This is a genomic window from Methylocapsa palsarum, from assembly GCF_900114285.1.
Taxonomy (GTDB): Bacteria; Pseudomonadota; Alphaproteobacteria; order Rhizobiales; family Beijerinckiaceae; genus Methylocapsa; species Methylocapsa palsarum.
The window spans coordinates 349,692-372,428 of sequence record NZ_FOSN01000002.1; the positions used below are offsets into that span (position 1 = coordinate 349,692).

Below are 22,737 nucleotides of genomic sequence, written 5' to 3' on the forward strand. Positions count from 1 at the left end.
CAACAGGAGCTCCAGGCGAGCGATGACAGATGAATGAAGAGGCCGAACTCGTCTTCGTGCCGCTCGGAGGCCTCGGCGAGATCGGAATGAACCTCGCGCTCTACGGCTACGGAGCAAAGGGCCGCATGAAGTGGCTGATGGTCGATTGCGGCGTCGCGTTCGCGGGACCAGATCTCGCCGGCATCGACCTCATCGTGCCGGATACGAGCTTCATCGAAAAGATGAAGAAGGATCTCGTCGGCCTCGTCATCACCCATGCGCATGAGGATCATATCGGCGCCATCGCCGATCTTTGGCCGCGCTTCGGGTGCCAGCTTTACGCGACGCGATTCGCGGCCGAACTGCTTCAGGCCAAGCGTCTCTCTGAGCCCGGGGCGCCGGAAGTTCCGATCGCAGTGGTCGCGCAAGGAGCGACCATCGGAATTGGTCCTTTCGAGGTCGAGTTTGTCGCCATGGCGCATTCGATACCCGAAAGCTGTTCGCTCGCCATTCGCACCCCCCTCGGCGTCGTTCTCCATTCCGGCGACTGGAAAATCGATCACGAGCCGGGCCTTGGCAAGCCAACCGACGCCAAACGGCTGACCGAGATCGGCGAGGAAGGCGTTCTCGCGCTGATCTCGGATTCGACAAATATCCTGCGCGACGGCGTGAGCCCGTCCGAAGGCGACGTCGGCAGGACGCTGCGCGAGATCATCGCCAACGCGAAGGGCAGGGTGGTCGTAACGACCTTCGCCTCCAATGTCGCGCGCATCCGGGCCGTCGCGGAAGCGGCGATGGCGGCGGGGCGCGACGTTGTGCTCGTCGGGCGCGCGATGGAGCGCGTCGTCGGCGTCGCGCGCGACTGCGGCTATCTCGACGGCATTCCCGAATTTCGAACCGTGGAATCCTTCCCGCATCTGCCGCGCGACAAGGTCGTGCTGATCGCGACCGGAAGTCAGGGCGAAGGCAGAGCCGCGATCGCGCGCATCTCGGAAAACGAACATCCCGTGGTGTCGCTCAATCCAGGCGACAAGGTGATTTTTTCGTCGCGGACCATTCCGGGCAATGAACGGGAGGTCGGCCGCATCGTCAACAATCTCATCCGTTCGGGATACGAGGTGATCACCGACAGGAACGCGCTGGTTCACGCCTCGGGGCATCCCCGCCGCGGCGAGGTCGAGCAGCTCTACGGCTGGACGAAGCCGAGGATCGCGATCCCCGCCCACGGCGAGGAAATACACCTCTCCGAACATGCCGCTTTCGCGGCGAGGTTCGGGGTCGAGCATATCGTCAAGGCGCGTGACGGCGATATTGTCCTGCTGGCGCCAGGCAATCCGGGCGTTATCGGAGAGGCGGCTCATGGCCGTCTGTGCAAGGACGGCAACGCCTTCGTCTCCACCGGCGACGAGGCGCTTCGCACGCGTCAGAAGCTCTCCGTGTCGGGCATTGTGACGATCGCCCTGGCGGTGACCGCGAAGGGCGATCTGGCGGGGGTCCCCGACGTCATGACCGCCGGGATGCCCGCCAAGACGCGCGACGGAGCCGCCATGGACGCGATCGTCGACGACGCGCTGTTTCAGACATTCGAACAATTGCCGCGGCAAAAGCGCCGCGACGCGGACGTCGTCTCGAATGCGCTCGAAAAGGCCGTACGCCACGCCATCTCCTCGGCTTGGGGCAAGCGTCCGGTGGTTCATGTCCTCGTGGTCGAAGTCTGATCTGATGACTGGAAACTGACCGGCAATCCATGTCGCACAATACGATCGGCCACCTTTTCCGCGTGACGACCTTCGGCGAAAGCCATGGGCCGGCGATCGGCTGCGTCATTGATGGATGTCCGCCTCGAATCGCCCTCGAAGCCGCCGACATCCAGGCGTTTCTCGAAAAACGCCGCCCGGGCCTCACCCGTTTCACGACACAGCGGCAGGAAGCCGACGAGGTCAAGATTCTCTCCGGCGTGTTTCGCGACGACGCCTCGGGCCGCCAGGTCACGACGGGAACTCCGATCACGCTGCTGATCGAAAACACGGATCAGCGCTCCAAGGATTACGCCGCCATCAAGGACGCCTACCGGCCCGGCCACGCCGACTTCACCTATGATCAAAAATACGGCGTTCGCGATCATCGCGGCGGCGGCCGTTCCTCCGCGCGGGAGACGGCGGCCCGCGTCGCCGCGGGCGCCGTCGCGCGCAAGATCATCAGGCCGGTTCACGTTCGCGGCGCGCTCGTCCAGATGGGGCCACACAAGATCGACCGCGCGAACTGGGACTGGGACGAGGCGCTGCGCAACCCGTTCTTCTGCCCCGACGCCACGGCGGCGGCGTTCTTCGAGGACTATCTCGACGGCGTGCGCAAGGCCGGATCGTCGATCGGCGCCGTCATAGAGATCGTGGCCGAAAACGCGCCAGCCGGATGGGGAGCGCCGCTCTACGGCAAGCTCGACTCAGAATTGGCGAGCGCGCTGATGTCGATCAACGCGGTCAAAGGCGTCGAGATCGGCGAGGGGTTCGCCGCCGCGGCTCTTTCGGGCGAGGAAAACGCCGACGAAATGCGATTGGGCCGCGATGGCGCGCCTCTGTTCCTGTCCAATCACGCGGGCGGCGTTCTGGGCGGCATTTCGACAGGGCAACCCATTGTCGCGCGTTTCGCCGTCAAGCCGACGTCGTCGATCCTTCAGCCGCGCCGAACGGTCGATCGGGCCGGAGCCGAGACTGAGATCGCGACCAAGGGCCGTCACGATCCTTGCGTCGGAATTCGCGCGGTTCCCGTCGGCGAGGCCATGGTGGCTTGCGTTCTGGCCGACCAGTTTTTGCGCCATCGCGGCCAGATCGGCGCCGAACCGGGCTGGCCGTTCACGGATAAAACGTGAAGCAGGCCATCGCGGGCTCAGGCAGATGAAAGCCGCGCTTGAAAGGAAACCAGCGTGACCGATAACAGGGCCGCGACTTGGGCCGTTGCGGCGGCGCGCTCGCCAGCTCTGGCGCGGGCGCGAACGTTCTGCGAGGCTTACGGGATGCAAGTTCCGATCTTGCAGGCGCCCATGGCGGGCGCTTCGCCGACCTCGCTCGCCATCGCTGTCGCCAACGCCGGAGGCATGGGAGCTATGGGGGCCTTGCTGAGCAGCCCCGCCGCCATCGCCGCATGGTCGAAGGAGGTTCGCGCCGGGAGCAACGGCTCGTTCCAGCTCAACCTCTGGATTCCCGACTCGCCCCCGGTGCGCGACGCCGAAGCTGAAACGAAGGTCCGGCGCTTCCTCGAAGATTGGGGCCCGGTTCCTGCGCCCGACGCCGGGAACGCCCGTCCGCCGGACTTCGACGCGCAATGCGCCGCTCTGCTTGCCGCGGGGCCGACTGTCGTTTCCTCAATTATGGGCGTTTTCCCGGCGGATTTTGTCGCGAAGTTGAAACAGCGCGGGGTCGCCTGGTTCGCCTGCACCACCACCCTGGGCGAGGCGCTCCTGGCGCAGGAGGCGGGAGCCGACGCGATCGTCGCTCAGGGAGTCGAGGCCGGGGGGCATCGCGGCGCCTTCGATCCGGATGGAGCCGAGCGTCAGGGCGCGGGACTATTTGCGTTGTTGCCGCGGCTCGCGGACAGACTCGCAATTCCGCTGATTGCGGCGGGGGGCGTCGGCGACGGGCGCGGGGTTGCGGCGGCGCTGACCCTTGGCGCATCGGCGGTCCAGATCGGAACCGGGTTTCTGCGTTGTCCCGAGGCAGGGATCCATCCCGCCTGGGCGGCGGCCTTGAGCGATCTCGAACCCGAAGAGACGGTGCTGACGCGCGCCTTCAGCGGACGCGCCGGGCGAGCGGTCGACAACGCCTATGTTCAGGCGGCCGCTGGCAAGTCCGCCGCGCGACCGGCGCCATACCCGGTTCAGCGCGGCCTGACCCAGGCGATGCGGGACGAGGCGCTCCGCGCCGGCGATCTCAGTCGGATGCAGGCCTGGGCGGGGCAGGGCGCAGCTTTGGCGCGCGCCGAGCCGGCCGCCAGCTTCGTCGGGCGGATATGGAACGAAGCTCTGGCGCTTCTGCCGTGACGAAACAGCCGCGCAAGGTTGTCAAGCAACGTTCGGCGGCCTACTTCAAGGCTGCAAATCGGAAGCGCCGCGGCGGCGTCACGAGCGCCGACGCGAGCAGCCGATTGATTTTCTTCTAACGAAAGTGCGAGTCCCGATGACTCATTCGGTGACGGAAGCCATCGCCGCGATCGGACGCGGAGAAATCGTCATCGTCACCGATGACGATGACCGCGAGAACGAAGGCGATCTGATTTGCGCGGCTTCCCTGTGCAGCCAGGAAAAAATGGCGTTCATCATCCGCAATTGCTGCGGAATTGTCTGCGCGCCGATCACCGCGGCCGACGCCAAACGATTGAACCTTCAGCCGATGGTGGCCACGAACGATGCTCCTCACGGCACCGCCTTCACGGTGTCGGTCGATGCGCGGCATGGGTTGACGACCGGCATTTCCGCCGAACAGCGCAGCAATACGGTTCGCGCCTTGGCCAATGGCAACATGGGCGCGAGCGATTTTGTCCGGCCTGGGCATGTTTTTCCCCTGATCGCGAAAGAGGGCGGCGTCCTGATGCGCAGCGGCCATACCGAGGCCGCGGTCGATCTCTGCCGCCTTGCTGGGCTTCCGCCGGTCGGCGTCATCTGCGAACTCGCCAATGACGACGGCAGCGTGATGGCCGGCGCGCAAATCGAGGCGTTCGCGAAAAATCATAATTTGAAGCGAATATCGGTCGCCGAACTGATCGCCTACCGCCAGGCCCGTGAGAAAATCGTCCAGCGCGTCGGCAGCTTTCCGGTCGAAGGGCCGTGCGGGCCGCTCATGGGTTACGCCTATATGACGCCGTTCGATCAGGTGCAGCATTTCGCCTTCGTTCAGGGCGATATCGACGACGGGCGGGATATTCCGACACGGTTGCACCGCGTCGACATTATCGCGGACCTGATCGCAAGCGCGGGCCCGGAAAACATCCGCAAGACATTCGCCGCGTTCAAGGAGCATGGACGCGGCGTCTTTATCTTCTTGCGGGACGGAACGGCCGGCGTTCCCCTCAACGTCGCCGGCGCGGCCGACACGGAGTCCGAGGCCCAGAGAACCAAGGCCTGGCGGGAGGTCGGCCTTGGCGCTCAGATCCTGCGCGATCTCGGGATCTCGTCGATCCGGCTTCGCACCTCGACGACCCTGACTTATGTCGGCCTGTCGGGATTCGGCATCGAGATTACGTCGAGCGAAGGCCTGGAATAGCGGCGACTCACGCCTCCATCAGCGCGCCGATGTGCGCCGCTGCGGAAGGGGCGAGGGCGTCCAGATTATACCCGCCCTCGAGAACGGAGACGACGCGGCTTCTGGCCCGGCGCTGCGCGACGTCCATCAACCGCTCCGTCACCCAAACGAAGTCTTCCTCCACCAATTTGAGCTGAGCCAGCGGGTCGTGGCGGTGGGCGTCGAATCCGGCCGAAATGACGATGAGATCGGGAGCGAACGCGTCAATTCGCGGAAGGATCACGGACTCCATCGCCGATCGGAAAGCGTCGCCGCCATCGCCCGCCCGCAACGGCGCATTGACGATATTGTCGTGGTCGCCGCACTGGCTCGCGGCGCCGGAGCCCGGAAACAGCGGCATCTGATGGGTCGAGGCGTACAGCACCGATGCGTCCGACCAGAAAATGTCCTGCGTTCCGTTGCCGTGATGAACGTCGAAATCAACGATGGCGATTCGTTCGAGGTCGTGCGCGGCCTGGGCATGGCGCGCCGCTATCGCGGCATTGTTGAAAAAGCAGAATCCCATCGCCTGGCTGCGCTCCGCGTGGTGCCCCGGCGGCCGAGTCGCGACGAAAGCATTGGTCGCCTCGCCTGCAATCACAGCATCCACCGCGGCGACGACCGCGCCGACGCCAAACGCGATCGCCTCCATCGTGCCAGGACTCATGACGGTGTCCGGATCGAGATGAATACGTCCCTCTTTCGGCGCGGCGGTCTCGATCGCCTCGACATATGGCTGGGGATGGACCCGCAGAATGGCTTCGCGGTTGTGTCCGGGCGAAAGTCGGCGAAGCAGCTTGTTGAAACGCTCGGCTTCGATGGCGCGCTCGATCGCGCGGATGCGATCGGAGCGTTCGGGATGACCTGGTCCCGTATCGTGCTCCAGACTCGAAGGATGGCTGAAAAAGAGCGTCGTCAAGAGGGCTTTCCTTGCTTGATCTCCTCCGCCGATGACAGGGGCCGGCGAAGTCGACTATCGATCTAGCACACATCCTTGTCGTCGGCGGCATGTTCCATTTGAGCCACAGGCAGAATGTTCCTGCTGCGAACGCCGACCGGGCTTAGTATATTCATAGGCTATAATATTATGTAATTACAATAAGTTAATAACACTATATAATATATTACTTTATGTCTTGGTTCGAGAGGTTCTCGTGGCCAGGATCGTTTCGTTCAAGTATCGAGACAGGGAGTGCCTCCTTTGGAGTGAGCGCCATGACGGGTTGTCCGATGACTGCGCTTGTCCGGGTCCGGTGGCCGATTTTGGCGGCCGCCCTGGTCATGGCGGCGCTTTCCGTGTCGGCATGCACTTTTTCCTCGGTCCCTGACCCGTCATTGTCGGACAAGGACGCCCAATTGCTGGCTTCGGCGCCCGACTTTGAACTGGACGCCGATTACAAGCGCTACAAAGTGGACGATCCTACCGGCGAGCCTCCCGGAACGATCGTCGTCGACACCAAAGCCAGGCATCTTTATTTCGTCGAACCGGACAAAAAGGCCATTCGCTATGGGGTCGCCGTCGGGTCGGAGGCGTTCGGCTGGACGGGGACGGCGGTGATCGGGCGCATGTCCGAATGGCCGCGCTGGATGCCGCCAGCCGAGATGCTCGAACGTTGGCCGCATCTTCGCCCGACCGCTGAGGCGGGCGGCCTGCCGGGCGGCCCGGGAAATCCGTTGGGGGCCCGAGCGATGTATCTTTACCATGACAATGTCGACACGCTTTATCGCATTCACGGCACCAACGAGCCTGGCAAGATCGGTACGGGAGTTTCGTCCGGATGCATCCGCATGACCAATATCGATGCGATCGATCTATACAATCGCGTCAAGGTCGGCACGAAAGTCATTGTAAAATAGGCGCTCCAGCGCGGATTAAGAGCCTTAAATAAGGCGCGCATAATACTGAACTATAAAGATAAATATCTCAACGACCCCGGCGCCGCTAAGCCAGAGGCCGGCTTGTCGCGGGTCCGATGTTCACCTCGACGATTTCCGGCGGCTGCAGAAATCGAATCGGCACATGCGACGTTCCCAGCCCGCCCGAGATAATGAGGTGACGTTCGTTTTCCACGATATGGCCGTAAAGAAGATCAGTGTAGCCAAGACCGAAACGCGGGTGCGACAAGGGCGAGCCGATTAGGGGAAGAACCACCTGGCCGCCATGCATATGCCCGGCGAGCGTCAGCGAGACGCGGTCTGGCACGCGCCTGAAGATTTGCGGTTCATGCGCCAGCAAAATCACCGGGGCGCGATCCGTGATGCGGGCCAAGGTTCCGGGCAGATCGTCGCAGCCCCGGTAAAGGCCCGAGGCGCGCGGTCCCGACAATTGGTCGCCGAGCCCCGCCACCCAAAACGGCTGCCCTTCCTTTTGCAGGCGCACCGCGTCGTTTTCCAGAACGGTGATTCCCGCATTCACCAGGGCGCGGCGCACGCCCTGGGCGTCATCGCTCGGAACATGGGGCAAGACCCCGTGCCGCCAGTCATGATTGCCGAGGATCGAATAGACGCCGAGCGGGGCTCTCAGAATGGAAAGCGCCTCTCCCCATTCCTCCGGCATGACCGGTTCCGTGAAGCGCGAATGCCCTCCGCTGAAATCGCCGAGAAGGAAAATAATGTCGGGCGCGAGCGCGTTGGTTCGCTCCGCGATGGCGCGAACCCGCGACGCCGGCATCCATGGGACGCAGGCGTGGATGTCGGCCAAAACCGCAGCCTTGAGCGCGAAGCGTCTCGGCCAATGCGGCGGCGCAATGTCATAAGGTTTTACGATCAGGCGAAAGCCGGGCTCCAGCGCGAACGCGTAAGATCCCAAGCCGCCCGTCGCCAAGGCGAAAGCGCCAGCCCCTTGTATAAAAGCCCGGCGGCTGACAATAGACATAAGAATTGTTTAACCTAAAAGCAGAAAAGAGCCAACCGAAAACTTGGCTGGCTCTTGTCTTGCCCCGGCGTTCGCGGCGGTAGGCCGGCCTTAGAGCGCTTTCCGATCGCATGAAGTCATGCGATCGATCAAAAATCGCTCCGGAGTCAAAGACTTGAGCATATTCTTATCGATTGGATTGATTCAATCCGATCGGAATATGCTCTAGGCAGCGCGGTCGTCGCGCAAGAACGCGGGAAATTCAGCGGGAGCGACCGGCGCGGTCTTTTTCGGCTCGCGCGCCGATGATTCCAGAGCCGCTGCCACCGCCGAGATACCAATCTCGCGGTAAAGACGGGAGAGAAGGTCGCGGGGGCCATTCCTGGAGGTTTTGGTTTCTGAGGCTGTCGTTTGCTCGGTCATCGGCGTGCTCTTCTTTTACAAGTGTGAATGGAACGCGTGTTGCGGATCAGATCATCATGCGGCCGGGAAGTTAATGCCCTCTAACCTTCCGGCCGATTGAAAGCCGTGAACGCATTAAGAAACATGTGTCCTCGCCTGGCTGTGTGAAATCACCCATTATCTCGATCTCGCTTGCGCGGAGCTAAGATCCGCTTCATCACGATCCGCATCTTCGCAGCGCTGGCCGGTTCGGGGCGCTCGGACTAGAGCTATTTACGCCTGCGGAATCTGAAAGGATTCTGAACAATTCGGAGAAAAGCGGTTGGGACAAATTAACGTGACCGGATTTACGAAAAAGCCGGCTCGCCCCGGCGCTGACGGTCTGTCTCCTATCGGAACGAGGCGGGGCGGCGCTTTCGGAAGGAGCGGCGATTGCGCCGCCTGATCATCGAAGAACCCTATGCGAAGTCGGCGGTGATCAGCCGCCGCCTGGCGTTGTTTGCTCTGGTCGTCGCAATCATTGGAATTGGCGCCGCCCGCAGCGGCCTCGATCCTGCCGCCGCGTTCGCGATATTGGGCGGGGCCGCCGGCGCCGCCATTGCCTCGGTTCTGTGCGCGTGTCTGGCTTTCGTCGTGATCTGGAGGAGCGGCGCGAAGGGCGCGGGGGCCGCTTTCGCAGGACTTGGCCTCGCCGTGCTGCTTCTGGCCTATCCGGTCTATCTTCTGATGACGCCGCGCAGGGCCGCCGTCGCGGATCTCACCACCGATCTTGTGGATCCACCGGCTTTTTCATTATCTCGCCCGGCCCAGGCCGCGCGGGGAGACGCCACCCCCCGAGATATCGCCGCATCGGTTCGAGCCGGCCAGGCTCATCTCTATCCGCAAATCCAGCCTATCCTGCTCGATCTTGACGTTCATGAGGCCTATGCCGCGATCTTGAAGGCGATCGCCGCCGTGGGCTGGCGCATTGTGGAGCAGACGCCTCCGGGAGGCCGCTCCGGAATCGGCCATGTCGACGCCATCGCCCGCAGCTTCATGCTGGGATTTCCGATCGATGTGACTTTGAGAATCAGGCCGCTCGCCGGGCAGACGCGGGTGGACGTGCGTTCGGTGTCGCGCTTTGACCGTTACGATTTCGGGGCCAATCAAAATACGATAGGGGTCTTCGAGTCGGCGCTGGAGACGCAGGTCGACAAAAAATAAGCACTGGCCTGGAGCATAGTCCGATTGGATTGATTTCCATCCAATCGGACTATGCTCCAAGTTCTGTCAGAACGCTATTGCGCGAACGTGTTGCAGGAATCGACATCGCCGGACTTCAACCCGGCGTTCAGCCATTGCTGGCGCTGCGCCGATGAGCCGTGAGTGAAGGAATCCGGCACGATATAGCCCTGGGCCGCCTTTTGCAGCTGATCATCGCCGATCGCCTGCGCCGTCGCGACCGCCTTCTCGATATCCCCCGGCTGAAGGATTTGATATTTTTGCTGGGCGTGGGCGGCCCAGACTCCGGCGAGGCAATCCGCCATCAATTCGACCCGCACGGAAAGCGCGTTCGCCTGTCCCTTGCTCGACGCCCTCGCCTGGGCGCGCTGCACCTTCGGCAAGATCCCCAGCAGATTCTGGATATGGTGACCGATTTCATGTGAGATGACATAGGCGTAGGCGAAATCGCCGCCGCCGCCGAGCCGCTGCTTCATCTCGCGGAAGAACGCCGTGTCGAGATAGACCTTCTGGTCGTTCGGGCAATAGAACGGCCCCATTGCGGCGCTCGCGCCTCCGCACGCCGAGCGGGTTCCGCCGCTATAGAGAACGAGCTTCGGCTTGACATAGGCGACGCCTTTTTGCTCGGGCAGAATTTCCGACCAGACGTCTTCGTTCTCGGCCAGGACCGCGGCCACGAATTGTCCCATCTGATCCGTGGGCGCGGCTGTCGGCCCCTGCCGGGCAGGCTCGCTTTGGGTCGCTTTCGACGCATGATTGGCGAGCATGGCGCCGCCGCTGATCAAGATCCTTGGATCGATCCCGAGCGCCCATCCGATTAGTCCCAGCACGACGACAGCGCCGAAGCCGAGATTGCCGGAGCCGCCGAACATCGATCCGCCGCCGCCGCCGTCGGCGCGCCGGTCCTCGACATTGTCGGAACGGCGATAATCTTCCCACCTCATGAGCTGCTCCCGGCTGTCTGTTCTATGGCGTAGCCGCCAGCGCCGCCGCCATCGTACTTTCCGACCATTTCGGCGTTCAGTCTGGCGCCTGCGCCTGCAAGCGATGTTGCGCAATTTCCCTGGCCAGCAAGCGCATATCCTGCCACGCCAGCTTCTTTTGCGCCGGCTGGCGCAGCAGATAGGCCGGATGCAGCATCGCGATCGCCCGGATCGTCGTTGCATTGGCTGTATAATCGAACCATCGGCCGCGCAAGCGCATGATGCCCTCCTTCGCGCCGAGAAGCGTCTGCGCCGACGACGCGCCAAGGCAAACGAGCACTCGGGGATGGACGAGTTCGATCTGGCGCCGGATGAAAGGCAGGCAGGCCGCCGTCTCGAGCGGCGTCGGCGCGCGGTTTCCTGGCGGGCGCCAGGGCACGACATTGGCGATATACGCCTTGCTCCGTTCAAGTCCGATGGAGGCGAGCATCTGATCCAGCAGTTTCCCCGCCCGGCCCACGAAGGGCGAGCCCTGACGGTCCTCGTCGGCGCCCGGAGCCTCGCCGACGAACATGACTTCCGCGTGCGGATCCCCGTCGCCGAAAACGAGCTGCGTCGCCGTCGCCTTGAGGCCGCAACCTTCGAAGGCCGCAAGACGGCCGCGCAGTTCATCAAGGGTCAGCGCACCGGCCGCGCTGAGCTGCGCGCTTTGTTCGCCGACCTCCGGTTCAAGCGGACGGGCGAGGGCAGGGGCGGCTTGGCGTTCAGGCGAGGAAATCCTCTGTAGCGGCGCTACGGGCGCGGGCGGCGGCGGGTTGGCGATGAACGTGCGGCATTCCGCCAGCCGATCATGCGGGTCGTGGTCGACGGCGATGTCGACGCCCATGTCCCTGTACCAGCGCAAAAGGTCGATGACGTTCATGGTCGAAGCCGCCCGCGGGCGAGAAGGCGCCGGATTTCCTGGTCGCAACGGGAAAATCTGCTGAAACTCACGGCCGCCCCGAGAATTGATCGATCGTCCTGCATCATATAGGCGATGGCGCAAGCTTTGTTCGATTGATAGCTTACGCGCAAGGATGACCGGAAGCGAAATGGCCGAAGCGCAATCTCCAGATCCCATCGCCCCGTTTCCGCCGCGGGAGACGATGGACTTCGACGTTCTTGTCGTCGGCGCGGGTCCCGCCGGGCTTTCGGCCGCGATCCGGCTCAAGCAGATCGATCCGGAAATATCTGTTGTCGTCATTGAAAAAGGCTCGGAACTCGGGGCGCATATTCTGTCCGGCGCGGTGATCGACCCCGCTGCTCTTGACCGGCTCTGCCCCGACTGGCGCTCGGATCAGGACTGTCCTTTGAAAACCGGCGTCGCGGCCGACGAGTTTTACTGGATGACCGCGAACCGAGCGTTCAGGATTCCCAATGTCCTGATGCCGAAGCTCATGGACAATCACGGCAATTTCATCGGTTCGCTGGGCGATCTCGTCCGCTGGATGGGCGCGCGTGCGGAAGCCCTCGGCGTCGAGGTCTTCGCGGGTTTCTCCGGAGCCGAGGTGCTTTATGGCGGTTCTGGCGGGGTTCTCGGGGTTGCGACAGGGGATATGGGCGTAGGTCGAAACGGGCGCCCCAAGGAAAGCTTTGCGCGGGGCGTCGAACTGCGCGCCAAATACACTCTCATCGCCGAAGGCGCCCGCGGCTCCCTCGCCAAAGAATTGATCGCAAACTACGCCCTCGCCAGGGATGCGGAGCCGCAAAAATACGGGATCGGCCTCAAGGAGCTGTGGCGGATCGCGCCGGAGCGCCGGCGCCCCGGCCTCATCCAGCATTCGTTCGGCTGGCCGCTCGACAACAGGACCGGCGGCGGCTCGTTCCTGTATCATTTCGGCGACGGCCTCGTCTCAGTCGGATATGTCGTCCATCTGAACTACAGCAATCCGACGCTTTCGCCGTTCGACGAGTTTCAGCGTTTCAAGACCCATCCCGCCATCGCGCCGATTTTCACTGGTGGCGAGCGATTGTCCTTTGGCGCGCGGGCCCTGACGGAGGGCGGCTGGCAGTCGGCGCCGAAGCTCGCCTTTCCGGGCGGTGCGCTGGTCGGCTGCGCCGCGGGATTCGTCAACGTGCCCCGCATCAAGGGCGCGCACAACGCGATGTCGTCCGGAATGCTGGCGGCGGAGCATGTCGCCGCCGCGCTCAAGGCAGGGCGCTCCAACGACGAACTCTCGGCCTATGACGACGCCTGGCGCGAGTCGGGGATCGGACAGGATCTTTTCAAGGTCCGCAACGTGAAACCGCTCTGGTCGAAATATGGAACCCTCGCCGGGATCGCGCTCGGCGGGTTCGACATGTGGATGCAGCAGATTTTCGGCCGCTCGCTGTTTGGAACGCTTCCGCATGGGAAGCCCGACTACGCCGCGCTCAAGCCGATCGCGGAGGTCGAACCCATCTCCTATCCAAGACCCGACGGCAAACTGACGTTCGACCGGCTTTCGTCGGTCTTCGTTTCGAACACCAATCACGAGGAGGATCAGCCGGTCCATCTGCGGCTGAAGGATCCTTCGATCCCGATCGAAAGGAACTTGCCGGAATACGGCGAACCGGCCCGCCTCTATTGTCCGGCCGGCGTCTATGAGGTGGCCTACGGCGACGAGGCGAACAAGACCGATCCGCGCTTTGTCATCAATGCGCAAAATTGCGTGCACTGCAAAACCTGCGACATCAAGGATCCCGCCCAGAATATCGATTGGGTTCCCCCCGAAGGCGGTGGGGGGCCGAACTATCGGGGCATGTGAGGCCGAGGCATCTCAGGCTTGCGCGGCGCAGCGGCGCGGCGCAAGCGGTCATTGATGGCCTCGCCGAGGCCCTGGGCGGGAACCGGCGCCACGGCGATGCAGGTCGGACCGAGCGCGTCGAGTTCGCGCAGATACGAAAACAGGTTCGCCGCCGCCTCCTCGAGATCGCGGGTCGGCGAAAGGTCCCGGACCATGGCGCCTCGCGGAAACGTCGCGCCGAAATCGAGCCCGGCCTCCGCTTCGCCAAGTTCGCGAGCTTCAAGGCGCATCGCCGCTGTCGGGGCGTAATGCGAAGCGAGGCTTCCGGGCGAGCGAATGTCCGCAGACTCGGCGGGCGCGGCGAGGCGGGAGCCAAGCGCGCTTTCGATGGCCTCGCGCGGAAGTCCGCCCGGCCGCAGCAGCCGTGGCCGCCCGTCAAGGCAGGCGATGATCGTTGATTCGACGCCGAGGGGGCAGCGTCCGCCATCGAGAATGATGTCGACGTCGCCGCCAAGATCGTCCGCGACATGGGCGGCGGTGACCGGGCTGACCCGTCCCGAGCGATTGGCCGAAGGCGCCGCCAGCGGAAGCGCCGCCGCCTTGAGAAGGTCGAGCGCCGCCGGATGGGACGGAACCCGCAGGGCGATCGTGTCGAGACCGGCGCGGGCGAGCGCGCAGACCGTTGCGCCCCGCGCCAGGGGAAGGACCAAGGTTAGCGCGCCCGGCCAGAATCGTCGCGCAAGAATTTCGGCTTCGGGAGAGAATACGCCCTGTTCGAAAGCGGCTTCGAGTCCCGAGACGTGGGCGATGAGCGGATTGAACGAAGGGCGCCCCTTGACCTTGTAGACCCGCGCGACCGCCGCCGCCGACGTCGCGTCGGCGCCAAGGCCATACACGGTTTCGGTCGGGAAAGCCGCCAGGGCGCCGGCGCGCAGAATCCGCGCGGCCTCGGCTATCGCGGCGCGATCGGGCGCCTGCTGTCGCACCGAAAGGATGGGAGGGCGCGCGGCGCAATCTGCGCTCATTTGTTGAAAGTCATCCCCGCAGCAGGCGTCAAGGGCCTTTCCGCGCGGACTTTTCGGGTGGTTTGGTCAAACCGCTTTTGAGAGTCTTCGATCAAGGACAAATTCTCCATGACCCAGCCGCCAAGGCCGCGCATCGGTATCAGCAGTGAACGCCCAAGAGGCGTCAATTCATATTCGACCCGCGGGGGAATGGTCGGAAAAACGGTCCGGGTCAGATAACCGTCGCGCTCCAGCCCTCGGACGGTCAGCGTCAGCATTCGTTGAGAGATGCCGCCGACGCGCCTGCGCAATTCGTTAAAGCGCACCGGGCCATCGCCCAAAAGCATGACGACAAGAATGCTCCACTTGTCCCCGATTCTTGAGAGGATCGGCGCGACGCGGGAGCATTCGCCGGGCACATGACTGTAATTCGGTTCCAAAAATGTGCCTCCTTGCGCTTCTTTTTTAGGAACGCATAGTGCCTTGGTTACAAACTTATACCGTAAAGAGGCATCGGTCCATGAAACTTTTGCACGTCGATTCCAGCATTCTCGGCCCCTATTCGGTAAGCCGCAAACTCACCTCGGACATTGTCGCCAGGCTTCGTGAATTAACGCCCGGGCTCGATGTCTCCTACCGCGATCTGGCCGCCGAGCCCTTGTCCCATCTGTCAGCTGATCACGTCGCCGCGCGGCAGACGGGCGCGCCGTCAGCAAGTCCGCGGATTCAGGAGGAACTTGCCCTTGGAGTCGACGTTCTGGAGCAATTCCTTGGAGCCGATATCGTGGTGCTCGGCGCGCCGATGTACAATTTTGGGATATCGAGCCAGCTCAAGGCCTGGATTGATCGGCTTGCCGTCGCGGAAAAGACCTTCCGCTATACGGAAAATGGGCCGGAAGGCCTTGCGGGCGGAAAACGCGTGATTGTCGTCTCGACGCGCGGCGGCGTCTTTTCCGAAGGGGCTCCCGCCGCGGCGCTGGACCATCAGGAGACTTATTTGCGCTCTGTCTTCGGCTTTTTAGGAATTCCAGATGTCGAGATCGTTCGGGCTGAAGGCCTCAACTACGGACCAGAGTCCAAGGCTGAGGCGATCAGGGCGGCCGTGGACAAAATCGCCAATCTGAAGGCGGCGTAGGCGGAGGGCGCGACGAACCGGGGAAGGTTTGATAGTATCACGAGGGGCGCGATGATCCGGCGCCGTTGGAGGACATCGTGATTTGACCTACCGCGCGCCCGTCGCCGATCTTCTTTTTTCCATGTCGCACGAATTGGGCCTCGCTCAGGGACTCGAGGGAGGGGTTTATGCGGATCTGGCGGACGGAATCGCCGAAGCGACCCTCCTTGAGGCCGCGAAAATCGCCGAGAATGTGCTGGCGCCCCTGAACCGGATTGGCGACAGGCAAGGCGCGAAACTCACGAATGAAGGCGTTGTGACCACGCCCGGCTGGCCGCAGGCCTACAAGCAATGGGCGGACGGTGGATGGAATGCGATCACAGGCCCGACCCATTACGGCGGCCTTGGCTTGCCGGCGCTGCTCAACACCGCCTGCAATGAAATCTGGAACGCCGCGAACATGGCGTTCAGCCTCTGTCCTCTGCTGACGCTGGGCGCCATCGAGGCGCTTCAGACCCATGCGACGGCGGCGCTGAAGGATCTTTACCTCGGAAGGCTGGTCTCCGGGGAATGGACCGGCACCATGAATCTGACCGAGCCGCAGGCGGGTTCCGACCTCAGCGCAATTCGCACAAGAGCGGAGCCGCAGCCTGACGGGTCGTTCAAATTGTTCGGGTCGAAGATCTTTATCACCTACGGCGATCACGACCTGACCGGAAACATCATCCATTTCGTGCTTGCGCGTCTGCCGGACGCCCCGCCGGGAACGCGAGGAATTTCGCTCTTTCTTGTCCCTAAGTTCCTCGTCAACGCCGACGGATCGCTTGGGCCCCGCAACGACGTCTATTGCGTCTCGCTCGAACACAAACTCGGCATTCACGCGTCTCCGACCTGCACGATGGCCTACGGAGAACACGGCGGCGCGCTGGGCTGGCTTATCGGCGAGCCCAACAAGGGTCTCGTCGGCATGTTCATCATGATGAACAACGCGAGGCTCAATGTCGGCGTTCAGGGAGTCGCCATCGCGGACAGGGCGTTTCAACAGGCTCTGGCCTACGCCAGGGAGCGCCGTCAAGGACGGGCCTTCAACGCCCCGGGCGAGGCGATGAGTCCGATCGTCCAGCATCCCGATGTGCGCCGGATGCTCATGACCATGAAGGCCCTGACCGCGGCGGCGCGCGCGATCTGCCTGATGACGGCTCATGCGATCGACGTCTCGCGCCGGGACGAGGATGCGGACCGGCGTCTGCGGGCCGCGACGCGGGCCTCGCTTCTGACGCCGATAGCAAAGGCCTTTTCGACTGATATCGGCGTTGAGGCCGCCTCGCTCGGAATTCAGATTCACGGCGGTATGGGCTTTATCGAGGAGACCGGAGCGGCGCAATTGCTCCGGGATTCCCGGATCGCGCCGATCTATGAGGGAACCAACGGAATTCAGGCGATCGACCTTGTCATGCGGAAAGTGGCGCACGACAAAGGCGACGCGGCTTATCGGGAAATTCGCGAGATGAAGGCGGTCCTTGGCGCGATCCGGGAAACTGACGCCGGCGCGTTTGGCGATCTCGCGCCCCGGCTTGATGACGCCGTGGACTCGCTCGAACGCGCCACCGCTTTCCTTCTCGAAAACGCAAAATCATCGCCCGATGACGTTCTTGCCGGGGCGGCGCCCTATCTGCGCCTGTTCGCCCTGGCGCTTGGCGGAATCGCCCTCGCGAGGGGCGCACTGGCGGCGCATCGATTGATCGGCGCGGGCGACAACGATCCGGCTTTGCCCGCCCGGATTGCGACGGCGCGGTTCTTCGCCGAACACATCGCGCCAGGATCGGCTGGTCTTGAACTGAGCGTGACGCGAGGCGCGGCGTCGGTCAATTCCGCTGATTTCGCTTTGGCCGGCTGACGCCAAGGAAAGCGGCTGAGCTTATGTCAAATATGAAGATCGAGAGGGAAGGATCTGTTTTATCTATTATCTTTGATCGACCTGAAAAGAAGAACGCGCTGACCCGTGCGATGTATATGGCGGCCACGCGCGCCTTGGCGCAGGCAGATCAGGACGAGGACATCGGCGCTGTCCTCTTCAGCGGAGCCGGCGGATTTTTCACTGCGGGCAACGACATAGGCGATTTTCTTCTAGCTGAGGCGAAAGGGGAGCCAGATGATTTTCCCGCGTTCGCCTTTATCCGGGCGCTCGCCGCCTGCGAGACCCCGCTCGTCGCGGCGATCGAAGGCGTGGCGATCGGGATCGGCGCGACTCTGATTTTACATTGCGATCTCGTCTATGCCGCGCCTTCGGCGGCGTTCCGGATGCCTTTTATCGATCTGGGGCTTGTCCCCGAGGCCGCCGCCACCCTCCTGTTGCCGCGTCGCGTCGGCATGGCGAAGGCGGCGGAATTCCTGTTGCTCGGCGAGCCCTTCGATGCGCAGGAGGCTCTCCGGCTCGGGCTCGTCAACGAGATGATCGCCCCGAAGGATCTGAAAGACTTCGCGCTCGAACGCGCCCGGTGCCTCGCCCACAAGCCGCGCGCCGCTTTGGTCGCCAGCCGCCGGTTGATGCGGGGCGACCGGCGCGAGATTCTCGAGAGGATCGACGAGGAAGGCCGTCTCTTCGGGCTCGCGCTTCAATCGAGGGAAGCCCGGGCCGCGTTCGCCGCGTTTGTGTCCAGATCCAAGCCGCCGTAGCCTGGAGCATATTTCGATCGGATTGAATCAATCCAATCGATAAAAATATGCTCAAGCTTTTGATTCTGGAGCGATTTCTGATCGATCGCATGACTTCATGCGATCGGAAAGCGCTCTATTGCGCGAGGACTTCGACATCCCGGTCGAGCGTGGAGACCACCTTGAAATTGGTCTGATAGGCTTTGTTGTCGTGGCGGGCGATGACGACATATTCGCCCTCGGCGAGGACGAGCGATGGAAAGGCGCCGATCATTTCGCGGATGACGTCTCCCCCCGGGGTCAGGATCGTGAAGGCGGTGTTGGCCAGCGCCTCGCCTCCTGGTCCGCTGACGAGCTTCAGCGTCATCAGCGCGGCCCGGTGGCGAAGGGTCGCGTCCGTCAGTTTTCCCGCCTGAACGCGCAGGTCTGCGCTGACGACGGAATTGGTGGCGCTGACTGAACCGTTGCTCACCGAATCGAGCAGGGTCGAGACGATATGATAATTGCCTTCGGGCAGTCCGATGGTGACGCCGGTCTTGACTTTGGGAACGATCAGCTTCGCTTCCGAATTGCCGCGCTCCGGAACATAGATCGAAATCGAGGATTTCAATGGATTGATCGGGGATTCGCCGAGCATGCCGACGACCCGCAGCGATCCGGCGTTGAGCACGATCCTTTCATTGACCGACTTGCCGCTCGCCTTGATGAATTTCGTCGCGCCGGCGAGGCCAAACCCGGCGTGAACGATGTAGTTTCCCTCAGGCAAGGTGAGCGAAGGGGTCGCGTCGGAGGATTGGGCGACCAGCTTGTGGGTTCCGTCCGGTTCGGCGCGTTCGTCGAACACGCGCCATTGGACGCCTCCCCGCAAAGGTTGCGCATCCGACGCCGCAAGCATCGCGGAGAGGCGCAGCACGCTTTGCGAGGGCTCGGCCGGCGCGGACTCCTGAACAGGCGGGAGAGGCCCCGGCAGCTGCGGCCCGGAAGCGGCGGGATCTGGCGCCGGCTGCGAAAGGGCCAGGCCGGCACAAGACCAGACCAGCGCCGCCGCAATCAATCGGATCTTATGACGCTGGCGGATCGGCATTTAAAGCGGCGAGGTCCGTGTTGGTTTCAGGTTCGCCGCCGTCTCGACCGAAGCCACGGGCCGGGGCGGGATGCGGTCACTGGTCATTTTTGTGGAGAACCGCCGACGCCGCGGCCGTCAGATTGGCGATGGACAAGGGATGGAAGGAAAATTCGACGAGATGGCGTCCCGCCGTCACTTCCACGCCGCGAAAGAGAAGATTCGCGTGAAGCACGGGTTGCGGCCGCCCGTCGACGCGAACTTCCCAACCCGGGTAAAAGAGATCGTGCAGGACCACGACGCCGGCCTTGTCGGAAGCGACGTCGATCCGGACCAGGCTGTCGGCATATTGGGTGATCGCAACGTGCGGGGCGGAAGCCTCGGCCGTCTCATGGGCGGCGAGCGACAGAACCGCCTCTTGCGATTTCCCGGGCAGGTCGGCGCGAAGATCACGAAGGCTCGATTGATCAATCAGAGCCTCCCTGGTCAGGTCAAAGTCCGGCAGCGCCTGATCGTCGAGGACCTGTTCGCTGTCCACAGGTTTGATCCCCGAGGCGAAATAGGCGCGGGGAGCGGCTTTCCCAAGCTTGTAGATGTACATCGAGTCGCTGGCGTAGATCGGGCTCACCTGAGGGCGTGGGACGTGGCGCGGTAGACGAGCCAAGGGGCGGTCCAGCACAAGATATTCGAGTCCGAGCAAAGACGCGAGGTGGCATTTGTAGCCGCGAAACGTCCCCGGATAATGGCGCATGCCTGGCGCCTCGGAGTTCTCTCCCGGCCCGACGGCGCGTTGATAATCGTCGATCCGCAACGGATTGTAGCCGATCGTATTTTCCAGCTTCAGCACCATCGAGGCATTTTGCCAAGGTCCTTTGAGACCGAGAATTTCGATGCGTGGGCGATCGCCCTCAAGCAGTTTGGCGGCGATTTCGCGCCGTAACAGCTCCACTCCCGCGGCTTCCGAGGGCTTCATGGCGGAGAAAACGCTGTACGTTTGGGCGGGTTCCGCGTTGAGCGAAGAGGCTGCGTTGCGCCAGAGCATTTCGCCGCCGCTCGCCAGAACAATCAGGCACGCCGCGGTTCCGCGCCATCGCGGCGCGCGAAGCGCGATCATCATCGCAGCGCCGGCGAGCGCAAGGCCAGCGCCGATTCCGATCTGGATCAGCGAGGCCGGCAATCGGGATTCGCGCAGTGACAACGCCAGACCCGCGCCGACCAGGATTGCGATCGCGAGCGTCGTCGTCGAGGAAAGCGCGAGCGCCGCCCATTTCGGAAGCCGCGCAATTGGGCCAGGCAATCCCTCTTCTATATAGCGATGGAGAAGGAAACCGGCGCTGAAAGCCAGCGCGATATTCAAGATGAACGTCGCATCCGCCGGGCGCCGGTAGAGCGAGACGCCCGGAATCTTGTCGAACGCCAGCGCAAAGATCGGCGTGTAATGTCCGAGCGCGTAGATGAGCGATATGGAGAGGAGAAGCATCACGAATCGGGCGCGCCGTTCGAAAAGCCGCCCGGCGCCGATGCCGTGCCACACGATCATGAGGATCGGAAGGGTGCCGACGAATACGTAATTGACGGCTCTGTCGGTCCAGTCGGCGCGAGGCGTCGCGTCGTTGGGAGGCCCCCAATAATCGTAAAGGCTGTCAAGCGAGCCAAAAAAATTGGGCGCAAACAGCGTGATCAGGTTGACCGGCGCAAGCGACCCGGCAGCCGCCACCCCGAAAGCGATTCCCGGACGATTCGATTCGCCCAGGAATTGCATTGTGAGCAGCGCCGGCACAATGAGGATCGCCGCGCCGACGGCGCCGCCCAGCGCCAGAACGCCGGTCCGCTCGCCAAGATATTTGAGTGGCCGCTCCGATTGCAGCGCGAGGAAAGCGAGGCGTCCGATCAGAACCGCGCAGAGGAGAAAAGCGACTTGATCCCGACCAAGGGCCATCAGAGACGCGAACAGTCCGAAAAGAAAGGCGAACCGATAAGAGCGTCGCTCAAGGGCGATATCGAGGAACCACAATGCCGCGGGAAAAAAAGAGTAGGAAATGATCATCCCGGTATGCTGCAGCCGCGAGGAGGCCGCGCCCCCGAGCATGAAGATGATCGCCGCAAGAACCGCGGCGGTCGGATGCCAGCGCCAGCGGCGCAGTAGTCCAAGGATGCAAACCCCGCCAAAGGCGAGATGAGCGAAGATGATAACGTCGAAGAGCTGCATGGACGCGTTCGGGGCGGCCAGCGCGAAAAGCACCATGCTGGGGGTAAAGATCAGCGATTGCGGGTCCGCGATCGAGGGATGACCGCCAAAATGATAGGGATTCCAGAGAGGGATCTCGCCATGATGAAGCGCATCGGCGAGAAATCGGAACATCGGATAGAAATGGTTTTTCGAATCCCAGGGCACCACGGCGCCATTGACCAGCCAGCAGGCGAGGGCCAGCGCCGAGAAACTTACGAGAGCGGCGAGCGCGAGCCAGGTGGCTTTCGGCGACCAGGCCGGGGCGCCCACGCGTTCGACAGGGTCAGGTGTATATTTTTCCTGACCCCTGAGACCTGCGGTTCTGCTTGAGGCCGGGAGGACGGCGGTATCCGAAATCGACATTGTTTCAGTCCGGAGGGTTACTTGAAAAAAAATCGGGAAAACGTATCGGGAAGGGAGGTAAAATCTCGGGCGATCTCGTCAGCGAATGGGCGCTGATTCTCGGGACGGCGCAAAACCAACAGGGCGAACCTGAACGATGAATCATTTCTGCAGCTGGCGTCTGATCGTTGAACCGTCTGATCGTTAAACAAAGCCGCGCGAGAGGACGCGTTCATTGCTGCTTATATGGACGTTTTGGTGACGTGCTGGCGCTTTCCTCCGCATTTCGTAAAATCAACTATGTTTGTCAACTAGTAGCGCGCAAAGCATGAACCCGTCATGAACGAGACAATCAAGCTTCTTAAAGTCCGCCGGTCGGCTCCCGCGGCGAATTTGCGCCATCCCGGCCCCGACGCCCGCGAACTCCAGACCCTGCTGGAAATCGCCTCGCGGGTGCCAGATCACGGCAAGCTCGCGCCGTGGCGGTTTATTGTCTTCCAGGGGGAGGGCCGCGACCGCGCCGGAAAAATTGCCGCCGACGCCTATCTCGAGGGCAATCCCGACGCCGACGCCCGGCGGCTCGAGGCTGAAAGCAAGCGCTTCTCCCTGGCTCCGCTCGTCATCGGCGTCGTATCGACGGCGAGCGCGCATGAAAAAATTCCCGAGTGGGAGCAGATGCTGTCGGCCGGCGCCGTCTGCATGAATATCATCGTCGCGGCGAACGCGCTCGGATTCTCCTCCGTGTGGCTTACCGAATGGTGCGCATATGACCGGACGTTTCTGGGCCGGATCGGCCTCGCCGACGCCGAGCGCATCGCGGGCTTCATCCACATCGGCCGGGTTGAGGCGGCGCGCGAGGATCGTCCGCGCCCCGCGCTAGGCGACATCGTCACGGAATTCTAAAGCAGGGCC

General features: G+C 62.9%; 20 protein-coding genes. 11 read left to right on the top strand and 9 right to left on the bottom strand.

Translation table 11 applies throughout. The features are described 5' to 3' along the window. The first annotated feature begins 29 nt into the window (after positions 1-29). The 4 genes from BM177_RS04525 (at position 30) to ribB (ending at position 5,234) form a co-directional block, all read left to right on the top strand. The gene (locus BM177_RS04525; RefSeq protein WP_091678603.1) at positions 30-1,697 is read left to right on the top strand and encodes a ribonuclease J; all 1,668 of its coding nucleotides are present in this window, start codon (positions 30-32) and stop codon (positions 1,695-1,697) included. A 29-nt stretch (positions 1,698-1,726) separates the two neighbouring features. Continuing rightward, positions 1,727-2,848: a chorismate synthase gene (gene aroC / locus BM177_RS04530; RefSeq protein ID WP_091678606.1), complete on the top strand. Its 1,122-nt coding sequence runs from the start codon at positions 1,727-1,729 to the stop codon at positions 2,846-2,848. A gap of 54 nt (positions 2,849-2,902) precedes the next feature. Then, positions 2,903-4,015 (top strand): NAD(P)H-dependent flavin oxidoreductase, encoded by a 1,113-nt coding sequence (locus tag BM177_RS04535; RefSeq protein WP_244532109.1) that lies wholly within the window; start codon positions 2,903-2,905, stop codon positions 4,013-4,015. Between the two features lie 136 nt (positions 4,016-4,151). After that, positions 4,152-5,234 (top strand): 3,4-dihydroxy-2-butanone-4-phosphate synthase, encoded by a 1,083-nt coding sequence (gene ribB / locus BM177_RS04540; RefSeq protein WP_091678610.1) that lies wholly within the window; start codon positions 4,152-4,154, stop codon positions 5,232-5,234. A 7-nt stretch (positions 5,235-5,241) separates the two neighbouring features. Here the strand turns inward: ribB and BM177_RS04545 are convergent, their stop codons facing one another. Continuing rightward, a complete protein-coding gene (locus tag BM177_RS04545) occupies positions 5,242-6,171 on the bottom strand; it encodes a histone deacetylase family protein (protein ID WP_091678614.1) in 930 nt (309 codons plus the stop codon). Positions 6,172-6,467: 296 nt separating this feature from the next. Between BM177_RS04545 and BM177_RS04550 the strand changes: the two genes are divergently transcribed. Continuing rightward, positions 6,468-7,109, top strand: a complete 642-nt coding sequence (locus tag BM177_RS04550) for a L,D-transpeptidase (protein WP_244532110.1) — start codon at positions 6,468-6,470, stop codon at positions 7,107-7,109. Between the two features lie 85 nt (positions 7,110-7,194). Here the strand turns inward: BM177_RS04550 and BM177_RS04555 are convergent, their stop codons facing one another. Together BM177_RS04555 and BM177_RS04560 are read right to left on the bottom strand one after the other, a co-directional pair. Then, positions 7,195-8,076: a metallophosphoesterase gene (locus tag BM177_RS04555; RefSeq protein ID WP_342028889.1), complete on the bottom strand. Its 882-nt coding sequence runs from the start codon at positions 8,074-8,076 to the stop codon at positions 7,195-7,197. Between the two features lie 255 nt (positions 8,077-8,331). After that, entirely contained in the window at positions 8,332-8,529 is a 198-nt protein-coding gene (locus BM177_RS04560) for a hypothetical protein (RefSeq protein WP_091678622.1), read from the bottom strand. Positions 8,530-8,940: 411 nt separating this feature from the next. Here BM177_RS04560 and BM177_RS04565 point away from each other — a divergent pair, with 411 nt between their 5' ends. Continuing rightward, on the top strand, positions 8,941-9,711 hold the full coding sequence (locus tag BM177_RS04565; RefSeq protein ID WP_091678625.1) for a DUF1499 domain-containing protein: 771 nt from the start codon (positions 8,941-8,943) through the stop codon (positions 9,709-9,711). Between the two features lie 74 nt (positions 9,712-9,785). Here BM177_RS04565 and ypfJ read toward each other — a convergent pair whose 3' ends face one another. Then, positions 9,786-10,673 (bottom strand): KPN_02809 family neutral zinc metallopeptidase, encoded by an 888-nt coding sequence (gene ypfJ / locus BM177_RS04570; RefSeq protein ID WP_091678627.1) that lies wholly within the window; start codon positions 10,671-10,673, stop codon positions 9,786-9,788. Positions 10,674-10,749: 76 nt separating this feature from the next. After that, positions 10,750-11,574: a uracil-DNA glycosylase gene (locus BM177_RS04575; RefSeq protein WP_091678630.1), complete on the bottom strand. Its 825-nt coding sequence runs from the start codon at positions 11,572-11,574 to the stop codon at positions 10,750-10,752. A gap of 169 nt (positions 11,575-11,743) precedes the next feature. Between BM177_RS04575 and BM177_RS04580 the strand changes: the two genes are divergently transcribed. Next, the gene (locus BM177_RS04580; protein ID WP_244532112.1) at positions 11,744-13,438 is read left to right on the top strand and encodes an electron transfer flavoprotein-ubiquinone oxidoreductase; all 1,695 of its coding nucleotides are present in this window, start codon (positions 11,744-11,746) and stop codon (positions 13,436-13,438) included. Here BM177_RS04580 and BM177_RS04585 read toward each other — a convergent pair. Continuing rightward, entirely contained in the window at positions 13,423-14,442 is a 1,020-nt protein-coding gene (locus BM177_RS04585; RefSeq protein ID WP_091678633.1) for an L-threonylcarbamoyladenylate synthase, read from the bottom strand. The genes BM177_RS04580 and BM177_RS04585 overlap by 16 nt on opposite strands. Next, complete coding sequence (locus BM177_RS04590; protein ID WP_091678636.1) at positions 14,439-14,861, bottom strand: winged helix-turn-helix transcriptional regulator; 423 nt, start codon at positions 14,859-14,861, stop codon at positions 14,439-14,441. Before BM177_RS04590 ends, BM177_RS04585 begins: the two co-directional genes overlap by 4 nt. A gap of 80 nt (positions 14,862-14,941) precedes the next feature. On the opposite strand from BM177_RS04590, the gene BM177_RS04595 reads away from it, so the two are divergent. The 3 genes from BM177_RS04595 (at position 14,942) to BM177_RS04605 (ending at position 18,211) form a co-directional block, all read left to right on the top strand. Then, positions 14,942-15,556, top strand: a complete 615-nt coding sequence (locus BM177_RS04595) for an FMN-dependent NADH-azoreductase (protein WP_091678639.1) — start codon at positions 14,942-14,944, stop codon at positions 15,554-15,556. A gap of 82 nt (positions 15,557-15,638) precedes the next feature. Then, positions 15,639-17,432 carry an acyl-CoA dehydrogenase family protein gene (locus BM177_RS04600; protein WP_091678641.1) on the top strand — a complete coding sequence of 598 codons (1,794 nt, stop codon included), beginning with the start codon at positions 15,639-15,641 and terminating at the stop codon, positions 17,430-17,432. 23 nt (positions 17,433-17,455) lie between these two features. Beyond that, positions 17,456-18,211, top strand: a complete 756-nt coding sequence (locus BM177_RS04605; RefSeq protein ID WP_091678643.1) for an enoyl-CoA hydratase-related protein — start codon at positions 17,456-17,458, stop codon at positions 18,209-18,211. Between the two features lie 115 nt (positions 18,212-18,326). On the opposite strand, the gene BM177_RS04610 is transcribed toward BM177_RS04605, so the two are convergent. Next, positions 18,327-19,274 (bottom strand): hypothetical protein, encoded by a 948-nt coding sequence (locus tag BM177_RS04610; protein WP_091678646.1) that lies wholly within the window; start codon positions 19,272-19,274, stop codon positions 18,327-18,329. A 76-nt stretch (positions 19,275-19,350) separates the two neighbouring features. Further along, on the bottom strand, positions 19,351-21,846 hold the full coding sequence (locus BM177_RS04615) for a glycosyltransferase family protein (protein ID WP_175492492.1): 2,496 nt from the start codon (positions 21,844-21,846) through the stop codon (positions 19,351-19,353). Positions 21,847-22,164: 318 nt separating this feature from the next. Between BM177_RS04615 and BM177_RS04620 the strand changes: the two genes are divergently transcribed. Next, a complete protein-coding gene (locus BM177_RS04620; protein ID WP_091678649.1) occupies positions 22,165-22,728 on the top strand; it encodes a nitroreductase family protein in 564 nt (187 codons plus the stop codon). The last annotated feature ends 9 nt before the right edge of the window (positions 22,729-22,737 follow it).